The sequence below is a fragment of the Streptomyces sp. NPDC054757 genome (assembly GCF_053612185.1).
On record NZ_JBSHBW010000014.1, the window covers coordinates 179,062 to 197,051 of the forward strand.

13 protein-coding genes are annotated in these 17,990 nt (G+C 71.8%); 3 read left to right on the forward strand and 10 right to left on the reverse strand.

Going from position 1 to position 17,990, the window contains the following annotated elements:
- Nucleotides 1-118: 118 nt before the first annotated feature.
- Complete coding sequence (locus tag ACWGKJ_RS18775; protein WP_385029453.1) at nt 119-442, forward strand: hypothetical protein; 324 nt, start codon at nt 119-121, stop codon at nt 440-442.
- A gap of 88 nt (nt 443-530) precedes the next feature.
- Here the strand turns inward: ACWGKJ_RS18775 and ACWGKJ_RS18780 are convergent, their stop codons facing one another.
- The 3 genes from ACWGKJ_RS18780 to ACWGKJ_RS18790 all read right to left on the reverse strand — a co-directional run bounded on the left by ACWGKJ_RS18780 (nt 531) and on the right by ACWGKJ_RS18790 (nt 4,519).
- Complete coding sequence (locus tag ACWGKJ_RS18780) at nt 531-971, reverse strand: DUF2867 domain-containing protein (RefSeq protein WP_453315769.1); 441 nt, start codon at nt 969-971, stop codon at nt 531-533.
- A gap of 219 nt (nt 972-1,190) precedes the next feature.
- Nucleotides 1,191-3,590, reverse strand: a complete 2,400-nt coding sequence (locus tag ACWGKJ_RS18785; protein WP_385029459.1) for a phosphoketolase family protein — start codon at nt 3,588-3,590, stop codon at nt 1,191-1,193.
- Nucleotides 3,591-3,649: 59 nt separating this feature from the next.
- The gene (locus ACWGKJ_RS18790; RefSeq protein WP_385029462.1) at nt 3,650-4,519 is read right to left on the reverse strand and encodes a universal stress protein; all 870 of its coding nucleotides are present in this window, start codon (nt 4,517-4,519) and stop codon (nt 3,650-3,652) included.
- Between the two features lie 284 nt (nt 4,520-4,803).
- Between ACWGKJ_RS18790 and ACWGKJ_RS18795 the strand changes: the two genes are divergently transcribed.
- Entirely contained in the window at nt 4,804-6,270 is a 1,467-nt protein-coding gene (locus ACWGKJ_RS18795; RefSeq protein ID WP_385029465.1) for a glycoside hydrolase family 76 protein, read from the forward strand.
- Between the two features lie 121 nt (nt 6,271-6,391).
- On the opposite strand, the gene ACWGKJ_RS18800 is transcribed toward ACWGKJ_RS18795, so the two are convergent.
- The 7 genes from ACWGKJ_RS18800 to ACWGKJ_RS18830 form a co-directional block, all read right to left on the reverse strand.
- Nucleotides 6,392-7,192 (reverse strand): VOC family protein, encoded by an 801-nt coding sequence (locus ACWGKJ_RS18800; protein ID WP_385029468.1) that lies wholly within the window; start codon nt 7,190-7,192, stop codon nt 6,392-6,394.
- A 344-nt stretch (nt 7,193-7,536) separates the two neighbouring features.
- Nucleotides 7,537-8,538: an ABC transporter substrate-binding protein gene (locus ACWGKJ_RS18805; protein ID WP_385029471.1), complete on the reverse strand. Its 1,002-nt coding sequence runs from the start codon at nt 8,536-8,538 to the stop codon at nt 7,537-7,539.
- Between the two features lie 3 nt (nt 8,539-8,541).
- Nucleotides 8,542-10,533: an ABC transporter permease gene (locus tag ACWGKJ_RS18810; protein WP_385029474.1), complete on the reverse strand. Its 1,992-nt coding sequence runs from the start codon at nt 10,531-10,533 to the stop codon at nt 8,542-8,544.
- A gap of 64 nt (nt 10,534-10,597) precedes the next feature.
- Nucleotides 10,598-11,731 carry a quaternary amine ABC transporter ATP-binding protein gene (locus tag ACWGKJ_RS18815; RefSeq protein WP_385029477.1) on the reverse strand — a complete coding sequence of 378 codons (1,134 nt, stop codon included), beginning with the start codon at nt 11,729-11,731 and terminating at the stop codon, nt 10,598-10,600.
- On the reverse strand, nt 11,728-13,281 hold the full coding sequence (locus ACWGKJ_RS18820; protein ID WP_385029481.1) for a GMC family oxidoreductase: 1,554 nt from the start codon (nt 13,279-13,281) through the stop codon (nt 11,728-11,730). The genes ACWGKJ_RS18815 and ACWGKJ_RS18820 overlap by 4 nt, the downstream gene beginning before the upstream one ends.
- 61 nt (nt 13,282-13,342) lie before the next feature.
- Nucleotides 13,343-14,818 carry an aldehyde dehydrogenase family protein gene (locus tag ACWGKJ_RS18825; protein ID WP_385029496.1) on the reverse strand — a complete coding sequence of 492 codons (1,476 nt, stop codon included), beginning with the start codon at nt 14,816-14,818 and terminating at the stop codon, nt 13,343-13,345.
- A gap of 344 nt (nt 14,819-15,162) precedes the next feature.
- Complete coding sequence (locus tag ACWGKJ_RS18830) at nt 15,163-16,884, reverse strand: AMP-binding protein (protein WP_385029484.1); 1,722 nt, start codon at nt 16,882-16,884, stop codon at nt 15,163-15,165.
- Between the two features lie 137 nt (nt 16,885-17,021).
- Between ACWGKJ_RS18830 and ACWGKJ_RS18835 the strand changes: the two genes are divergently transcribed.
- Nucleotides 17,022-17,813, forward strand: a complete 792-nt coding sequence (locus tag ACWGKJ_RS18835; protein ID WP_385029487.1) for an SDR family oxidoreductase — start codon at nt 17,022-17,024, stop codon at nt 17,811-17,813.
- Nucleotides 17,814-17,990 lie beyond the last annotated feature (177 nt).

A 17,990-nucleotide genomic window follows, 5' to 3' on the forward strand; every position in this document is an offset into this window, starting at 1 on the left:
AAGCGCGGGGACCACACGGAAGAGACCTGGGACACACCGGGCCGGCCGACCAAGCCGCACCGGCTTCAGTGCCGAATGACGGCGAAACCGTATGGTCCGTACGAGAGTTGGAGAACCCTTGAGGATTCCCGTTTCCCTGCCCCGCTGGGGGACCGCCACCGCGGCCGCCGGCCTGCTCCTGCTGGTCTCCGCGGGCGGCGCCGCCGCGGCTTCGGCCCCCGCCGGGGCCGCGCCGGGCGCTGCTCCGGCCCAGAGCACAGCGCACCGGACGGCCACCGCGCCGCCACTCGCGAACGCCTACCGCGGCATACAGGGCATCAACTTCTGCCTGCTGGCCCGTTGCACCATCGGTGATCAGGGCGCCGGGGGCAGGAGCACGGGGCCGAGCAACACCCAGGGGGCGAATTTCTGTCTGCTGGCTGTCTGCACCGTCCGCCCCTGACCTGGCGCCCGGCCGAAAGCCGCCCGCACGGTCTTCCTGACAGAGCCGCGCGGGTGCGCCGCCCGGCGGCGTCCGCGCCGCCGGGCGGTCAGGAAGCCGTACGGGTCCGCTCCGCCCGCCCGAGGAGATAGGGCACCGCCAGATGGTGCACGGGCGCGGCTGCCGCCCACACCAGCCGGGAGAGCCGCCTGTGGTAGCGCACGAAGGTGACCCAGACGACGCCCGAGCCGTTCACCACCACGACGTTGCGGGTCGCGACCAGCGGCGAACGCGCTTCGAGAGTCACCGATCCGGGGCCGGACTCGGAGACCGGCCAGCCGAGGACATGGTCCGGCGACGGCCTCGGTCCCATCCGCAGCCCGAGGACGAGGGTCCAGCCCCGCAGCAGGGCCCAGCGCACGGTGGCCGGAGCGCCCTCGAAGGTGGCCCGTGCCCACTGCTCGGGCGTCCGGGAGCGCGCATGCCGGGAGGGCAGTTCGAAGGCGGAGGCGTAGTCGGCCGTGGCGAACTCGTCGGCGGAAAGGGCCACTTGCGGGACTCGCACCCGGCGTACCCGGGGAGTTGTCATCGGAGGCCCTTCCACAGGGGGCGGGGACGGAGGGCTCCCGGTGGCGCCGGGGCCTTTCACGGCGCCACCGATTGTGCCGCCCGCGGCCCGCGGACGCGCCGTGATCCGCGGGCATGTCTCAGATGGCGGGGTCCGGCGGGGTCGCTCAGGTGGAAGGGCACCTCCGGATCGAGCGGTCTCTCAGCCGTCGAGCGGCAGCGGCTGCCAGGTCCAGTCGGCCACCTCGGGCAGGTCGGTGCCGTGCGCATGGATCCAGGCGTGGTGCCTGAGGCGGGCGTCCTCCATGGTCTGGCGCGCGTGGGTGGCCCGTACCGCGAGCCCCGGGACACGGTCGATGACGTCCAGGACCAGCCGGTAGCGGTCCAGGTCGTTGCGGACCACCATGTCGAAGGGGGTGGTCGTGGTCCCGGACTCCTTGTAACCCCGTACATGCAGGTTCTCGTGGCCGGCCTGGCGGTAGGCGAGGCGGTGGATCAGCCACGGGTAGCCGTGATACGCGAAGATCACCGGCTTGTCGCGGGTGAAGAGCGCGTCGTACTGCTTGCCCGAAAGACCGTGCGGGTGCTCCGACTCCGGGAGCAGCCGGGCCAGATCCACCACATTGACCACCCGGACCGCGAGCCCAGGCAGGTAGCGGCGGATCAGCAGAGCGGCGGCCAGCACCTCCTGGGTGGGTACGTCGCCCGCGCAGGCCAGCACGACATCGGGTTCCTCGCCCTCCCGTTCGGTGCCGGCCCACTCCCAGACCCCGGCACCGCGCGCGCAGTGGGCGCGCGCCTCGTCCATGGTGAGCCAGTCGAAGCAGGGCTGCTTGCCCGCCACCACGACATTGACGTAGTCCCGGCTGTGCAGGACATGTTCGGCGACGGAGAGCAGGGTGTTGGTGTCCGGCGGGAGATAGACGCGGACGACTTCCGGTGACTTGTTCAGTACGTGGTCCACAAAGCCGGGATCCTGGTGCGAGAAGCCGTTGTGGTCCTGGCGCCAGACGTGCGAGGTGAGCAGGTAGTTGAGGGAGGCGATAGGCCGGCGCCAGGGCAGCGTGCGCGACACCTTCAGCCACTTGATGTGCTGGTTGACCATCGAGTCGACGATGTGCACGAACGCTTCGTAGCAGGAGAACAGCCCGTGCCGCCCGGTGAGCAGATAGCCCTCCAGCCAGCCCTGGCAGGTGTGTTCGGAGAGGATCTCCATCACCCGGCCGTGCCGGTCGAGATGCTCGTCGACGCCGAGGACCTCCGCCTGCCACGCCTTGCCGCTGGCCCCGTACAGGGCCTGGAGCCGGTTCGAGGCGGTCTCGTCGGGGCCCACCACCCGGAAGTCGCGGCGCTCCGCGGTCGCCGCCATGACCGCTTCGAGCAGATCGCCGAGGACGCTGGTCGGTTCGTGCAGGGTGGCGCCGGGCCGGGGGACCTGCACGGCGTACTCGTCCAGGGACGGTACGGGGAGTTCCCGCAGGCGCAGGCCGCCGTTGGTGTGCGGGTTGGCTCCGAGGCGCAGGGGGCCTTCGGGGACACAGGCCAGTACCTCGGCGCGGGGCCGCCCCTGGGGGTCGAAGAGGTCTTCCGGCCGGTAGGAGCGCAGCCACATCTCCAGCTGCCTGAGGTGCTCGGGGTTCTCGCGGACGCCGGGCAGCGGCACCTGGTGGGCCCGCCAGGTGCCCTCGACCGGCAGCCCGTCGACGCTTGCGGGCCCCGTCCAGCCCTTGGGGGTGCGCAGTACGATCACGGGCCAGCGGGGGCGTACGGCGGCGCCCTCCTCGCGGGCGCCGCGCTGGATGAGCGCGATGCGGTCCAGGGCGGTGTCCATCGCCTCGGCCATGTCCCGGTGGACCGTGTCCGGATCGGCGCCGGTGACGTGCAGGACCTCGTGCCCGTACCCGCGGAGCAGTCCGTCGAGCTCCGCCTCGGGAATGCGCGCGAGCACCGACGGATTGGCGATCTTGTATCCGTTCAGATGCAGGATCGGGAGGACGGCACCGTCGTGCACCGGGTCGAGGAACTTGTTGGAGTGCCACGACCCGGCGAGCGGCCCGGTCTCCGCCTCGCCGTCGCCGATGACACAGGCCACCAGCAGACCGGGGTTGTCGAAGGCCGCGCCGTACGCGTGGGAGAGCGAGTAGCCCAGCTCCCCGCCCTCGTGGATCGAGCCCGGCGTCTCGGGCGCGACATGGCTGGGCACACCGCCGGGGAAGGAGAACTGGCGGAAGAGCCGCGCCATGCCGGCCGCGTCCCGGCCGATGTCCGGGTACGTCTCGGTGTAGCTGCCCTCAAGCCACGAGTTGGCGAGGACGGCCGGGCCGCCGTGGCCGGGCCCCCAGACACACACCGTGTCCTGGCCGCGTGCCTTGGCCACGCGGTTCAGATGGGTGTGGACCAGGTTCAGTCCAGGCGAGGTGCCCCAGTGGCCGAGCAACCGGGGTTTGATGTGTTCCGGCCGCAGCGGTTCGGTGAGCAGCGGATTGTCCTGGAGGTAGATCTGGCCGGCCGCCAGGTAGTTGGCGGCCCGCCAGTGCGCGACCAGGGACGCGAGTTCGTCGTCGGTGACCGCGGCCGGTGCTTCCGTACTGGTCTCGCGCATGGCGCTCCCTGCCTTCTCTGCCTGGTTTCGGTGGTCCGCCGGTCGGGGCCGGCGCCCGGTCAGTCGTGCGGGACGACCGCCACCGGACACGGCGTGTGGTGCACGGCCGACGACAGGACATGGCCGACCGGTGGCGAGAGCGCGGGCCGGCCCCTGCGGCGCCCCACGACCAGCAGCCCCGCGCCCGTGGCGCCCCGGACGACGGCCTGGGCCGGACTCTCCGTCCGTACCCGTTCGGTGGTGCGCACCTGGGGGAACTTCTCCTGCCAGGGCCGCAGCGCCTCGCTCAGCTCCGACTGGGCGCGCTCGGTGGCCCGCCGGGCGGCACGGGAGTCGGTTCCGCTCCGGGTGTACGCGTGCTCCGGAACGCTTCTGCCGTGCACGGCCCGCAGCATGACGCCGCGCCTGGCCGCGGTGTCGAAGGCGAACGCACACAGCGCGTCGCACGGCCCGTGCAGCGAAAGACCCAGGACCACGGCGCCGTCATCGGCCACCGGCCCGGTCGCCTCCCGCGCCCGGACGAGCACGACCGGGGCGTCGGCGCGCGCCACCACCCGCAGACCGATGTCGCCCAGGTAGTAACTGGCCAGCGGGGCCATGTCCCGGGAGCCGAGCACGACCACCTGCGAGTCGCCCGCCGCCTCCAGCAGGGTCTCCGCCGGGTCGCCCTCCGTGAGTTGCTCGGTGACGGGCAGTCCGGGACAGCGCTCGTCAATGACGATGCGCGCCCGCTCCATGATCCACCGGGGAAGGCCGAGTCCCTCCTGGCCGCCCTCGTCCGGCGTCCCGGCGTGACCGTCCGGATGCGGCACCCGTGCGTGCAGGACGCGCAGGGCCGCGCCGCGCGACTGCGCCTCACGCGCCGCCCAGCGGACCGCGGAGAGCGACTCGGCCCTGCTGTCCAGGCCCACGGTGACGATCGGCTTCATGGCCGTGCTCCGTTCTGGTGCCCGAGGTCCCCGATGTCACGGACAGGGGCGTGCTGCCGTACTGGATCCGATTCTCGGCACGAGTGACACGCCCCCGCAAACGCAGCGGCTGCCCGGGAGCCCATGGCCACCTGCCGCCGGGCCCACCGCCGACCGCTGAACTCCGGCCCGTACGGCGGGGGCTCATCTCACGCCGCAGGGTTCACTATTGGCATGGACCTGATTTTTTCTGCGCCCGCCCGCCCCGGGCACCCTGACGGCCCCCACCCCACCGGAAGGCTCACATGACCCCCACACCCGGACGGCTGACTCTGCTCGCCGCGATGTCCTGCCTGCTTCTCGGCTTCCTGCCATCGGCGGCCTCCGCCGGAACCACGGCCTCCACCGGCGCCCAGGGAGCGATCTGCAACAAGTACTGCGACGCCCGCGACCCCGCCACGGCGACGAAGGACCGGACGCCGGTCACCGCCTCGGTCTACTCGCGCAGCATCGCTCTGCATATCGATGACAACGATGTCATGGGGTGGGCCTCCATCGACAACGGCAACCCGGGTGACGAGGTCTGGCTGGACCGCTCCTTCGACGGCGGAAAGACCTGGTCGTCGGGGAGCAAGCTGGGTGACACCAGGACCCCTTCGGGATCGGGCGGCTGGCGCACCCAGATGTACAACGTCGACGACTGGAACTCGGCCGGAGTCGGTGCGCTCCGGGCCTGCGGAAAGGCCGGGGACCGGGCCGAGATCGCCTGCACGGAGTGGGCGCGTACGGACTGGAACGCGGGCAGCAGGAGCACCGCGGCGGCGACCGCGCTGATGATGTCGTTCGACCGCGGCACCGGCCTGTTCGGTGGCAATGGCTGGTGGACCAGTGCCAACGCGCTGACGGCCGTCATCGACAACATCCGTACCAGCGGCATGCCCAGCTACAAGTACGCCGTCTCCAGCATCTACGACAAGAACATCGGCGCGCAGGGCGGCAACTTCACCAACGACTACCTCGACGACACCGGCTGGTGGGGGCTGGCCTGGGTCGCCGCGTACGACCTGACCGGCGACAGCCGCTATCTCGACACCGCACGGGCCGACGCCGACCACATGTTCGCCAACTGGACGGGGACCTGTGGCGGCGGTGTGCTGTGGAACGAGAACAAGACCTACAAGAACGCGATCACCAACGAGCTGTTCCTCCAGCTCAACGCCGCCCTGCACAACCGCATCCCGGGCGACTCCGCCTATCTGGACCGGGCGAAGAACGAGTGGTCGTGGTTCAGCTCCAGCGGCATGATCAACGCGGACCACATGATCAACGACGGTCTGACCGACGCCTGTTCCAACAACGGCCAGCAGACCTGGACGTACAACCAGGGTGTGATCCTCGGTGGACTGGCCGAACTCCACCGGGCCACCGGCGACAACAGCCTCCTGGACACCGCCCGGACCCTGGCCGACGCCTCGTCCACCCGGCTGGAGACCGACGGTGTGCTGCGGGAGCCCGGCGAGTCCGACGGCTGCACGGGTGACGGGCCGTCGTTCAAGGGGGCCTATGTACGGGGGCTCGGCAAGCTCAACTCGGAGCTGTCGGACCACCCGTACAACGCCCCGCTGAGCCGCTGGGCGGACGCCGCACACAGCAAGGACCGCAACGCGCTCGACATGTACGGGCCGCACTGGAACGGCCCCTGGGCCGGAACGCCGGACTACGGCTGCCAGCAGAGCGCGCTCGACCTGCTCAACGCGGCGCCCGCGAGCTGAGGCCGGGCCTGCCGCACGCCCGCTCCCGCGCGGGCACGGGCGGAGTTCGTCCCCCGTGCCCGCGCGGAAACTGTCAGGTCCCGTGCGGGCGGGACTGCCGGGGCCCTTGTCCGCACGGGTTTCAGGCCATCGAAGGATCGCCCTTGATCAGCGCGAACACCGCGCCGTCCGGGTCCGTGAGCAGGGCCAGCCTGCCGACTCCGGGAACACTGCTCGGCGGCATCAGGGCCGTGGCGCCCCGGTCGGTGGCCGCGGTGAACGTGGTGTCGCAGTCCTCGACGCCGAAGTACGGATGCCACTCCGACGCCGCCCCGGCCCGCACGTTCTCCTGCGGGATCTGCATGATCCCGCCGTGGCTGGTGTCGTCGCCCTCGCCACCGCCCTGCGCGGAGACCACGGTGTAGACCATGCCATCGCCCATGGACATCTCCTGGTGGTCCCAGGAGAAGACCGCACGGTAGAACTGTTCCGCCGCTGCCGCGTCGGTGGTGTGCAGCTCCGTCCAGCACATCGCGTCCGGCTCCATGACGGTGTCAAGCCCCTGCCTGTCGCCCGGCTGCCAGACGGCGAACTCCGCGCCCGCGGGGTCGGTGAAGCGCGCCGTACGGCCGGCGGTGAAGACATCGGCCGGCGGGACGCGGACCGTACCGCCGGCCTGTTCGACCGCGCGGGCGGTGGCGTCGGCGTCGGAGGTGTGGAAGTAGACCGTCCAGGTGGCCCGTGCGCCCTCCACGGCCGAGGGGCCGATGGCCGCGACGATCCTGCCGCCCTTCCGGAAGAAGCCGTAGCCGCCGGCTTCGGGGCCGGCCGACTGGAAGGTCCAGCCGAACACCCCTGTGTAAAAGGCGACGGAGGCGTCGATGTCCGGGGCGCCGAGGTCGAGCCAGTCCGGGGCGCCAGGGACGTAGTGGGTGGTCAGCACGGGATCCTCCGGTGTACGTGGGGTGGTGGGGCCGGCCGTCCAGGGCCCCGGAATCCCTCACGCGCCGGCAGGCCCGGCAGCCGCTGCCTGTGTCCCATGGGTACCGGGGCCGGGGGGTCGCCGAAACAGCGGCCGCGGGCGGCCCTGCGGACGGCGCCCGGCTCCCACCCGTACGGCGCAGCACAGCAGGCGCAGCAGGCACAGCAGGCGCAGCACAGCAGGCGCAGCACATCCGGCCCCGGCCCCCACCCCGGGCGAACCACGAAGGACCTGGCCGGGCGGCCGGAGCGGGGCCGGACCTGCCGCGCCGGACCCACCGGTTCGGCCCGTACACGCGGCTTCCGTCACTTCTTGCCGGGGAGCCACTTCTTCCAGACGGCCGGGTTCTGGTCCACCCAGCGCTTGGCCGCCTCGTCGGCCGAGAGTCCCTGCGAGGCGATCATCGCGGAGACCTTGTTCTGGTCGTCCTTCGTCCACCGGAAGTTCTTCAGGAAGGCCGCGGCGGTGCCGCCCGTCCTGGTGAACTCGGTGTTGAAGTACTTCTGCAGCGGTGTCGACGGATAGGCGCAGTCGATGGACTGAGGGTCCTTGACCCCCTTGTCCGCGCACTTCGCGGTGTACGGGGGGAGCTTGACCTCCTCCATCGGCACCTGGTTGAAGAGCCACTGCGGCTCGTACCAGTAGCTCAGGAAGGGCTTCTTCTCCTTGGCGAACTGCTGGATCTGGGTGATCTGCGCCGCCTCGGACCCCGCGAAGACCACGTCGTAGTCCAGCTTGAGGTTCTTCACCAGGGCCTTGTCGTTCGTGACATAGGACGGCGAGCCGTCCATGAGCTGGCCCTTGCTGCCGCTCTCCGCCGTGCGGAGCTGACCGGCGTACTTGTCGAGGTTCTTCCAGTCGGTGACGTCGGGGTGCTTGTCCGCCCAGTACTTCGGTACGAACCAGCCGATGTGGCCGGTGACCCCGAGGTCGCCGCCCGCGGTGATCGTCTTCTTCTCCTTGACGTACCGCTTCTCCTGGTCGGGGTGGCCCCAGTCCTCCAGGATCGCGTCGACGCGGCCCTGGCTGAGCGCGTCCCAGGCGGGGATCTCGTCCACCTGGACGGTGTCGACGCGGTAGCCGAGGCGGTGTTCGAGCAGATACCTGGCGACGGCCACATTGGCCTGGGCGCCGACCCAGCTCTGCACGGAGAGGGTGACGGACTTGGCCCCCTTGGCCGCGGCGAACGGCGAGGTCTGCTTGGTCATGTCGGCGGCGCCGCAGCCGCTCAGCGCGACCAGCAGGGTGCCGGAGGCCAGCGCGGCGAGGGCGGTGGTGGCGCGGCGCGCGCCACGGGTGCGGGTCACGGCTCAGGCCCCCTTCCGGATGCGGCGTTCGGTGGGCTGGGTGACACGGTCGAGCATCAGGCCGAGGCAGACGATGGCCACCCCCGCGACGAGTCCGACGGCGAGGTCGCCGGTGGCGAGTCCGGTGACGACGTCGTAGCCGAGTGCCCCGCCGCCCACCAGGCCGCCGATGATGACCACGGCGAGCACGAGCACCACGCCCTGGTTGACGGCGAGCAGGAGCGCGGGGCGGGCCAGTGGCAGCTGGACCTGGCGCAGGGTCTGCAGCCGGGTGGCGCCGAGCGAGCGTGCCGCCTCGACCGCCGCCGGGTCGACCTGGCGCAGGCCCTGGGTGGTGATGCGGATGACGGCGGGCAGCGCGTAGACGACCGCGGCGGCGGCGGCCGGGGCGCGGCCCACGGCGAAGAGCGCGACCACCGGGATGAGGTAGACGAACTGCGGCATGGTCTGCATGACGTCCAGGACCGGGCGCAGTACGGCTTCGGTGCGGCGGCTGCCCGCCGCGAGGATTCCCACGGCGAAGCCGATGACCAGCGTGACGACCAGTGCGGCGAGGACCTGCGAGAGCGTGTCCATGGACGGCTTCCACATGCCGAGTACGCCGATCGCGCAGAGCGCGAGCACCGCGGTGAACGCGGTCTGCCAGGTGCCGATCAGCCAGGCCAGGGCGGCGACGATCAGCAGCGCGCCCCACCAGGGCAGGCCGGTCAGCCCGTCCCTGAGCGGGTCCAGGATCCACGAGGTGAAGTGCGCGGCCCAGTCGGCGGTGCCGCCGACGACGGGGACCCCGGAGTAGAGGTGGTCGACCATCCACTCCTTGAAGTCGTCGACGGGCCGTGCGATGGCGACGGTGACCCCGGACGGCCAGAGCGTGGAGCCCGCCAGCCGGCCGGCCACCGCGACGACGGCGGTGCCGGCGGCCGCGAGGGCCCAGCCGCGCGGGCCGCGCAGGGCGGCCGGCCCGGAGGGCTCACTGCCGAGGCGCGCCCCGGCAGCGGCCGTGGTGCGGTCCATGACGATGGCGAGCAGCACGATCGGGATGGCCGCGGCCAGCGCCCCGCCGACGTCGACGGAGGCCAGCGCCTGGTAGACGCGGTCGCCGAGCCCAGCGGCGCCGATGAGTGAGGCGATGACGACCATCGAGAGGGCCATCATGATGGTCTGGTTGAGGCCCAGCAGCAGTTCCTTGCGGGCCAGCGGCAGCCGGGCGGTGACCAGCCGCTGGCGTGCGGTGGAGCCGAGCGAGGCGACGGCCTCCAGGACCCCGGCGTCGGCGCCGCGCAGCCCGAGGGCGGTGAGCCGGGCCATCGGCGGCGCCGCGTAGACGACGGTGGCGAGCAGCGCCGCCGGGACGCCGATGCCGAACACCAGGACCACCGGCAGCAGATACGCGAAGGCCGGGAGCACCTGCATGGTGTCGAGCACCGGGCGCAGGATGCGGAAGAGCCGGTCGGACAGGCCGCCCGCCAGTCCCAGCGCCGCTCCGACGACGGCGGACACGACGACGGCCACCACCATCAGCGCGAGGGTCTGCATCGTCGGCACCCACATGTCCAGCACTCCGCTGACCAGGAAGGCGACCAGTGCGGTCGCGGCGATGCGCCAGCCGGCGACCCGCCAGGCCAGCAGGGTCGCCCCGGCGGTGACCCCGGTCCAGCCGAGGGCGAGCAGCACCAGATAGACAGCGCGTACGGCGATGATCACGGCGTTGCTGAGATAGCCGAGGAAGTACAGGAACACCGGGTGGGTGTCGCGGTTGTCGATGATCCAGTCGCTGACGTGCCCCAGCGGCTTCGAGACGTCCACGGTGAGGGCGCCGGGCCACAGCCCGCCGGACCAGAGGGAGTTCGCGATCGGGACCAGTACGGCGGCGGCGACGGCGAGTACGAGGAGTTTGCCCGGGGCCCGGTGGAGCAGCGCCCCACGGAGCCTGGCCGCCCTGCCGGGAGCGGCGGGGGTGTCGGCGGGTACGGGCGTGGCGGTGGTGGCCGTCATGCGCGCCTCCGGGCGGCCGGGGGGACGGGCGGGCGGACGGGCACGTGGGCCGGTTGCGTGGGCATCAGGCGGCCACTCCGCTCTCGGCCGGGCTCTCGTCGAGACGGGCCACCACGGCGAGCAGACAGGCGTGGTCCACGACGCCCAGGCACCGGTCTCCCTCGACGACGCGTACGGCGCTTCCGGAGCGGACGACGGTGTCGATGGCGTCGGATATGAGCGTGCCGGGCTCGACCGACTCGCCCTCGTCGGCCTCGCTGCCCCGTGCGGCGCGCATGGCACGGCGGACGGTGAGGACCTGTTCGCGCGGTACGTCGCGTACGAAGTCGCGTACGTAGTCGTCGGCGGGCGAGCCGACGATCTCCTCCGGGGTGCCGAGCTGCACGATCCGGCCGTCCCGCATCAGGGCGATACGGTCGCCCAGGGTCAGCGCCTCGGACAGGTCGTGGGTGATGAAGACCATCGTGCGGCCCTCGTCCTTGTGCAGCCGTACGACCTCCTCCTGCATATCGCGCCTGATGAGCGGGTCGAGGGCGCTGAACGGCTCGTCGAAGAGCAGGACTTCGGGGTCGACCGCGAGTGCGCGGGCCAGCCCGACCCGCTGTTGCTGGCCACCGGAGAGCTGGCTCGGGCGCCGGTCCTCCAGGCCGGTCAGGCCGACCTTCTCGATGAAACCGGCTGCCCTGGCGCGGCGTTCGGCCCGGCTCACGCCCTGGACCTCAAGGCCGTAGGCGACGTTGTCCAGGACGGTGCGGTGCGGGAGCAGCCCGAAGTGCTGGAAGACCATGGCGGCGCGGTGGCGGCGCAGTTCGCGCAGCTTGGTCCTGTCCATGGCGCGGACGTCCTCGCCGTCCATGGTGAGGCCGCCGCTGGTCGGCTCGATGAGCCGGGTCAGACAGCGCACCAGTGTCGACTTGCCGGAGCCGGAGAGGCCCATGACCACGAAGACCTCGCCCTCGTGGACGTCGAAGGAGACATCGCGTACGGCGGCGGTGCAGCCGGTGCGCTGCCGCAGTTCCTCTCCGCTCAGACCGGTCAGCGTGGTGTCGGCGGGGATCCGGTCGGCACCCGGGCCGAAGACCTTCCACAGATTGCGGACGGAGAAGACGGTGCCGCGCTTCCCGTCGCCGGCCGCGGCCGCCGCGTCGCCGCGCGGCTCCCCGTCGCCGGAGTCCGCCTGGGTACTGGTCGTGGTCATGCCGTACCTCCCTGGGCCGCGGTCAGCAGTTCGGCGCACTTCTCGCCCACCATGAGGACTCCGATCATCGGGTTGACCGAGGGCATCGTCGGGAAGACCGACGCGTCCGCGATACGGATGCCCGACAGCCCGCGGACCCGCAGCTCCGGGTCGACCACGGCCAGGGCGTCGTCAGGGGCGCCCATGCGGCAGGTGCCCGCCGGGTGGTAGACGGTGTGGGCCACCTTGCGGGCGTACTCGCTGATGTCCTCGTCGGACACGACATCGGGCCCCGGGCAGACCTCGCGCTTGAGCCAGTGGGCGAGCGGCTCGGTCTTCGCGATCTCGCGGGCGAGGCGGATGCCGTCGACCAGTGTCCGGCCGTCGTAGTCGTCCTCGTCGGTGAAGTACCGGAAGTCCAGGGCCGGTTTGGCCTCGGGGTCGGCGCTGGTCAGATAGAGGCGGCCGCGGCTGCGGGGCTTGGGGATGTTGGGGGTCATCGAAACGCCGTGCTCGGGCTTCTCGTAGCCGAGGCGCTCCGGGTTGTCGGTGAAGGGGATCTGGTAGAAGTGGAACATCAGGTCGGGTCCGCGCGATCCGGGGTCGCGGCGGACGAAGAGACCTGCGTCGGAGTCCATCGCCGAGTTCTCCGGGATGGGCCCGTCGGTCTCCCACACGATGACGGACTCCGGGTGATCGAGAAGGTTCTCGCCGACGCCCGGCAGGTCGTGCACGACCGGGATGCCGAGCGCCTCCAGATCCTGCTTCGGGCCGATGCCGGACAGCATCAGCAGCCGCGGGGTGTCCACCGCGCCCGCGCAGACCAGCACTTCGCGGCCGGCCCGCAGGAGGATCTCCTCGCCGTCCTTGGTGCGGACGTGTACGCCCGTCGCGCGGCCGTCCTCCACTTCGAGCCGGTGAGCCCAGGTCTCCAGCATGATCGTGAGGTTGGGCCGGTCGCCCGCTTCGATGTGCGAGTGGAGATAGGCCACCGAGGCCGATGAGCGCTTGTTGTTCTCGGGGTGGTAAGCGAGGTCGAAGAAGCCGACGCCCTCGTGGAACGGCTTCTTGTTGAAGCCCTCCACGCGCGGGACGCCCGCCGCCTGCTGCGCGGCGGACACGAAGTCACGGGCGATGGCGTTCCGGTCCTTCTCGTCCACCGCGACGATGTTGTTGCGGAGCTTGGAGAAGTACGGGTCCATGGACTTCGCGTCCCAGCCGGCCGCACCGTGCTCCGACCACTCGTCCCAGTCGCCCGGCAGCGGCTTGAACGAGATCAGGGTGTTGTGCGAGGAACAGCCGCCGAGCACCTTGGCGCGGCTGTGCAGGATGTGCGAATTGCCGCGCGGCTGCTCGGTGGTGGGGTACGCGTAGTCCAGGTCGCCGCCGAGCAGGCCGAGCCAGCGGCGGAGGGTGAGGACGTCGTCGCGGTCGATGTCGGTGGGGCCGCCCTCGACGACGACGACACTGACGGCGGGGTCCTCGGTGAGCCGGGAGGCGATCACCGAGCCCGCGGTGCCGCCACCGACGACGACGTAGTCGGCGGTGACCGTGGAGATCTCCGGAGGCATGGGGCATTGCTCCTTCTGCAAAGTGCTGACGCTCTTGCGTGGTACGGGAACAGACGGGCAGTCAGCCCGCGAACCAGCCGACCGGGGCGGGCCGGAGGTTCTCGTAGATGTGCTTCGACTCGCGGTACTCGTCCAGGCCGGACGGGCCCAGCTCACGGCCGATGCCGGACTTGCCGAAACCGCCCCACTCCGCCTGCGGGAGATAGGGGTGGTAGTCGTTGATCCAGACGGTGCCGTGCCGCAGCCGGGCGGCGACCCGGCGGGCGCGGGCGGTGTCGGCCGACCAGACGGCGCCGGCCAGTCCGTACTCGGTGTCATTGGCCAGTGTCACCGCCTCCTCCTCGTCGCGGAAGGTCTCGACGGTCAGGATCGGGCCGAAGGTCTCCTCACGCACGACCTTCATGGAGCGGTGGCAGCCGTCCAGGACGGTGGGCGCGTAGAAGTAGCCGGTGGCGGGCCGGTCGTCGGACGGCTCGGGGCGCCTGCCGCCGCAGCGCAGGCGTGCCCCTTCGGCCAGCGCGGAGGCGACGTACGCCTCGACCTTGTCCAGCTGCTGCTGGGAGACCAGCGGTCCGCATTCGACGCCTTCGGCGGTGCCGCGGCCGATCCTGATCCGCTCGGCGCGGCGGGCCAGTTCGGTGACGAAGCGGTCCCGTACGGACTCCTCGACGATGAGCCTGGCACCGGCCGAGCAGACCTGGCCGCTGTGGATGAAGGCGGCGTTCAGCGCCTGGTCGACGGCGGTGTCGAAGCCCTCATCGGTGGCGCAGGCGTCGGCGAAGACGACATTGGGGTTCTTGCCGCCCAGCTCCAGGGCGATCTTCTTCGCACCGGCCACGGCCGAACTCGCCGCCGTGGTACCGCTGGCCAGTCCCCCGGTGAAGGAGAACAGTGCGACCTGCGGGTGGGCGGCCAGCCGGGCCCCCACGGGCACACCGGGGCCTGTGACGATGTTGGCCACTCCGGCGGGCAGCCCCGCCTCCACCAGGAGCTTCACCAGATGGACGGTGGAGAGCGGGGTGACCTCGCTGGGCTTGACCACGAAGGTGTTGCCCGCGGCGAGGGCCGGTGCGATCTTCCAACTCGCCTGAAGGAGGGGGTAGTTCCACGGGGTGATCAGCGCGCAGACGCCGACCGGTTCGTGCACGACGACGCTGTGCACATCGGGCGAACCTGCGTCCACGACCCGGCCGCCGCTCTCGTTCATCACCAGATCGGCGAAGTACCGGAAGGCGTTGGTGACATCGTCGACATCGACCCGGCCCTCCTCCAGCGTCTTGCCGGTGTCACGGCTCTCGATGAGCGCGATCTCCTCGCGGTCGCGCTGGAGCAGTCCGGCGACCCGGCGCAGCAGCGCGGCGCGTTCGGCCACGGGCGTGCGTGGCCAGTCGCCCTGGCCGCCCGCGAAAGCGGTGTGCGCGGCCCGCACGGCGGCGTCCGCGTCCTGCGCGTCGCCTTCGGCCACGATCTGCAGGGTCTTCGCGTCGGCGGGGTCGAGAACCTCCCGTGTGGCGCCGGACGCGGCGCCCCGCCACATCCCGTCTACATGAATGGTCTCGCTTGCCGACACGTGTGTTCTGCCTTTCAATCACCGAACCGATGCCACTGGTTCACACCAGCGGTCTGGTCACCTCCCCGTTCGGCCTTTACCTATGCCTGAACATGAACAGAAAGTGATCCGGTTCACTCACCGTGCCCGGAATACCTCTGTGTGCCCTGAATTCTGCGTGCCCTGGACTCCACGTGCCCGTGGGATTCCGCGTGCCCTGCCTACTGACGCGTCTCGCGGTCAGCCGCGGAACACGGCCTGCCGGCCGGACACCACCGGTACGGAGGTGAACGCCCCTGGTCCGTCGGGCCCGTTGACCGCGTACACCTTGATCAGCCCCTGTCCAGGGCGGTCTTGACGACCTTGCCCAGGGCGTTGCGCGGGAGTCGGTCGAGGACCACGACCTCGCGGGGCACCTTGAAGTTCGCCAGCCGCTCCCGGCAGTAGGCGATCACCTCCGCGGGGTCCGGCCGCTCGCCCGGCCGGGCGGTGACATAGGCCCGGCCCACCTCACCGAGCCGCGGGTCCGGTATCCCGACGACCGCGGCGTCGGAGATCTGCCCGTGCCGTGCGAGCAGTTGCTCGATCTCGGCCGGGTACACATTGAAGCCGCCCACCAGGAACATGTCCTTCAGCCGGCCGGTGACGGTGAGGTTGCCGTGCTCGTCGATGCGTCCGACGTCGCCGGTGCGGAGCCGGCCCAGCGTGTCGATCGCCCCGGCGGTCGCGGCAGGGTCCTCGAAGTACCCGCGCATCACGTTGTATCCGCCGACCACGATCTCACCGTCCTCGCCCGGCCCGAGCCGGTTGCCCGCCGCGTCGACCACACAGAGGTCCACACCTTCCACGGCCCGGCCGGAGGTCTCGGCGACCGTCCGGGCATCGTCGTCCGCCGTGCACATGGATACCAGACCGCACGACTCGGTGAGTCCGTATGCGGTGAGCACGGTCAGCCTCAGCTCCTCACGCATCCGCTCGACCAGCGCGACGGGCACGACGGAAGCACCGGTGACGGCCAGGCGCAGGGACGAGGTGTCGTAGCCGTGGCGGTCCGGATGCCCGAGGATCGAGGTGTAGAGGGCGGGCGGGCCGGGCAGCACCGTCACCTTCTCCTCGCTCACCAGCCGCAGCGTCTCCCGTACGTCGAAGACCGGCTGGAGCACCATCGTGGCGGCCCGGCCCAGACAGGCGAGGACCCCGGCCTTGTAACCGAAGGTGTGGAAGAGGGGGTTGACGATGAGGTACCGGTCGCCGTGGCGCAGCCCGGCCCGCCGGCTCCACGCGTCGAAGGCGCGGATGTTCTGGCCGTGAGCCGTCAGCGCGCCCTTGGGCCGTCCTGTGGTGCCCGAGGTGAAGAACATGTCGCAGACGTCCTCTTCGCCGACCCCGGCGGCGCGTGCCCCGGCCGCCGCGTCGGACACGGACGCGCCCGCGGCCAGGAACTCCTCCCAGCTGCGCGCCCCGGGCGCCGGGCCGCCGCCGATGAGCACCACGTCGACCAGAGCGGGCAGCGCGGGGAGGGGGCTCTGGCCGGGCACGGCGGTCGCGGGTGCTCCGACCGTAGGCGCCGCATCGGGTGCACCGTCCTGGCCGGCCGGGCCGGGTGCGCCGTCCGGGGAGGCCGTGACGGGCGGCGGGGTGCCGCCCTCCGTGCCGCAGTCCGCGCCGCCGGACAGCCCGCCGAGGTATCCGAGGTAGTCGTGGCCCAGGAAGCCGTTGTCCACGAAGAGGGTCCTGGCCCCGCTCCTGGCCAGCAGCCAGCCCGCCTCCTCGCCCTTGTAGCGGGTGTTGACCGGCACCAGCACGGCTCCCGCGCCGAGCGCCCCGAGCGCGGCCACCACCCAGCGGTGCCCGTTCGGGGCCCAGACCGCCACCCGGTCACCGGGAAGGACTCCGGACGCCATCACGGCGGCGGTGGCGCGCCGCACCCGCAGGGCCAGTTCGCGGTACGTCAGCCGGGTCTCACCGTCGATGAGCGCCTCGGTGTCCGGGTGGCGCCGGGCGGTGTCCGCCAGCACACCGGGAACGGTGCGGGCCCGGTGGTCCTGCGTCATGGAGACCCCTCGTCCGTCGGAATTCTCGGCCAGTCCCGGGCACTCTAGTTCACCTACCTAACGCTTGGTAGGTTGATCCCGTACCAGCTCCCGGCCGTCCATGGCGCAGCCGGGCCCGGACGGCACGGAGGCGGCTCATGACCATCAGCAACCCGGCGGACTTCACTGGACGCGCGGTCGTCGTCACGGGCGGCACCAAGGGCATCGGTTACGCGATCGCGGAGGCGTTCCTCGGCGCGGGCGCCGAGGTCCTGGTGTGCGGACGCGGCACACCGGACGCCCTGCCCGCCTCGGGCGCGCGCACGGCGGCCTTCCTCGCGGCGGACGTACGCGACCCGGATGCGGCGGCCGGCCTGATCGAGCATGCGGCGGCCCGCTTCGGCCGGCTGGACACCCTCGTCAACAACGCGGGGGGCTCGCCCGACTCGGACGCCGCCACGGTCTCACCGCGGTTCGTCGAGCGGATCGTCGCACTCAATCTGCTGGCCCCCTTCTACACGGCCCAGGCGGCCAACCGCGTCATGCGGGCACAGGAGGAGGGCGGCTCGGTCGTGAACATCGGCAGCGTCTCGGGGCACGACCCGCAGCCGGGGACGGCCGCCTACTCGGCCGCCAAGGCCGGACTGCTCGGCCTGACCCGCGCCCTGGCCCTTGAGTGGGCGCCGCTGGTCCGCGTCAACCACATCACCACCGGCCTGATCCGCACCGAGAACGCCGCGTCCGTCTACGGCGACGACGGAGGCGCCGCGGTGGCGCGGACCATCCCCATGGGCCGGATGGCCGCGCCGTCCGATGTGGCCGACGCCTGTCTGTTCCTGGCGGGCAGCCAGGCGTCGTACGTGAACGGCGCCGACCTCGCGGTCCACGGGGGCGGCGACTTCCCCGGCCGCTACCTCGCGGCCCGCTCGGTCAGTACGGCCACGGACTGAGGGAGGGTTCGGGGCGCGCTGGACACCGGCCGGCGCGCACCTCCCCCGACCGGCTGGAACAACACCCGCCGCCGACAGCCGTGGGGGGGCCCCCGGGCCGGGGCGCCCCCCCGGCGCGGGGCGCAGTGGGGCCGGCCACCCGGGCGGGGGGGGGGCGGCGGGGGGGCGCGCCCCCGC